Origin of the sequence: Acidovorax delafieldii 2AN (genome assembly GCF_000175235.1) — a bacterium.
GTDB lineage: Bacteria > Pseudomonadota > Gammaproteobacteria > Burkholderiales > Burkholderiaceae_C > Acidovorax > Acidovorax delafieldii_B.
In genome coordinates this window covers 1-1,975 of sequence record NZ_ACQT01000425.1, presented here as the reverse complement: position 1 = coordinate 1,975, position 1,975 = coordinate 1, and the positions used below count along the sequence as shown (strand labels likewise).

The window sequence follows — 1,975 nt, the reverse complement described above, 5'->3', positions numbered from 1 at the left end:
TCAAGCCGCTGGCGGCGGGGCAGGATTGCGTGGAAGGCCGATGGGTCAATGAAGACGTGCTGCGCCTGCGCGCGGCCAGCAACATGGACCTGCGCGATGACGAGGTGGGCCCGCTGCAGCTGCGCACGCCCTGCGCGCCGCACATCGCCGCGCGCCTGGAGGGGCGCACCATTTCGCGCGAGGCGGTACTGGCCGCCGTGCGCGGCGTGGCGGTGCGGGCCGACATCGCTTTCATCGAAGGCGTGGGCGGCTTTCGCGTGCCCTTGCTGCCAGGCTGGGATACCGCCGACCTGGCCGTGGACCTGGGATTGCCGGTGGTGCTGGTGGTGGGCCTGCGTCTGGGCTGCATCAACCATGCCCTGCTCACGGCCGAAGCCGTGCGTGCGCGCGGCCTGCGGCTGGCCGGCTGGGTGGCCAACACCGTGGACCCGGCCATGCCCCATGTGGCCGACAACCTGGATGCGCTGGAGGCGGGCTTGTCGGCCCCGTTTCTGGGCCATGTGCGCCGTCTGCCAGACCCTTGCCCGGCGGCCATTGCGGTCCATCTGCAGCGGGCGCTGGCACTGTTGCAGGCGCGCTAGCCCCAGGGCCCTGAGGCCTCCGAACCTGTTGATGATCTTTTTGGGGTCGCGCAAGTACCTTGCCGGGGGGAGTGAAATCGGGCGATTGAACGCCTCGGCCGCTGGCATGGGCATGGGCCCATGCGGCGCATCCGAGGCATCCGCTTATCCCGGTTGCGCGCCAATGCGGTCCCCGAAAAGATCGTCACCAGGTTCTCGGAGCCGGCGAACAGTCGCGTGCGACGCCTACCGCGCTGGCGGCAGTGGCGCTGCGGCCAGTTCGTGCAGCCGGGCCAGTTCTTCACCGGTGATCGCAATGCCATCGCGATCGGATTGCGCGCGTTGCTGGTAGCGGCGGTCGCCGGGCTGGCGGTTCTGGCCGGCGCCGCGCATGTGCTGCACCAGGGTTTCGGTGCGCCGCGCGAATTGGTTGCCGGCGCCTTTCGATGGGTCGATCACGATCAGTAGCTCGCCCGTCCAGGGCGTCTTGGCGCCGGGGTGCTGCGACCAGTCAAACTCAAACGAGAAGTTGCCGCCCGTGAGGGCCGCCGCCAGCAGCTCGACCATCATCGACAGGGCCGATCCCTTGTAGCCGCCAAACGGCAGCAGCGCGCCGCCGTCCAGGATGGCGGCAGGGTCGCAGGTGGGCTGGCCCAGGCGGTCCACGCCATAGCCTTCGGGCAGGCGGTGGCCCTCGCGCGCGGCGATCTGCACGTCGCCATGGGCGATGGCGCTGGTGGCCAGGTCAAACACCAGCGGATCGCCCCCGGCGCGCGGCGCGGCGAAGGCGATGGGGTTGGTGCCGAACAAGGCCTTGTGCCCACCCGTGGGCACCACGCAGGCCATGCTGTTGACGAAGGCCAGCGCCACCAGTCCTTCGCGGGCGAAGGGCTCCACGTCGGGCCAGAGCGCGGCGAAGTGGTGCGAGTTGCGGATGGCCAGCAACGCAATGCCGTTGCGGCGCGCCTTGTCGATCAGCAGGCCACGCGCAGCCTCGAGGGCTGGCTGGGCGAATCCGTTGCCGGCATCGACCGCCACATAACCGGGCGCCACGTCTTCCACCTGCGGCACGGCCCGCCCGTTGACCCAGCCGCTGGCCAGCGTGGACAGGTAGCCGGGGATGCGGAAGATGCCATGGCTGTCGGCGCCATCGCGCTGGGCGCTGGCGCAATTGGCCGCCAGGATCGCCGCCACTTCGGGCGAGGTTCCGTGGCGCAGGAAGATCTGGGTGAGCAGGGCTTGCAGTTCGGCAAAGGCAATGTGCTGGGTGGCGGGCGCGTGGGGCATGGTCTGGACGGTGGGTGGACGCAGCCCGCCATTGTCGCGGCGGCCGCGCCTGTGTGTGCCCTGCCCATGGGGCTGCATATGCGGCTGCATACGCGGCTGGGGCGATGACAGGCCCCTGGATTGGCGAA

The 1,975-nt window shown here is 70.1% G+C and carries 2 protein-coding genes; one reads left to right on the top strand and one right to left on the bottom strand.

The features are described from left to right. On the top strand, positions 1-581 hold a 581-nt coding region (bioD, locus tag ACDELDRAFT_RS21825), incomplete at its 5' end, for a dethiobiotin synthase (protein WP_005800738.1). A gap of 225 nt (positions 582-806) precedes the next feature. Here the strand turns inward: bioD and ACDELDRAFT_RS21820 are convergent. Next, positions 807-1,847 carry an Ldh family oxidoreductase gene (locus tag ACDELDRAFT_RS21820; protein WP_040330519.1) on the bottom strand — a complete coding sequence of 347 codons (1,041 nt, stop codon included), beginning with the start codon at positions 1,845-1,847 and terminating at the stop codon, positions 807-809. Between the last annotated feature and the right edge of the window lie 128 nt (positions 1,848-1,975).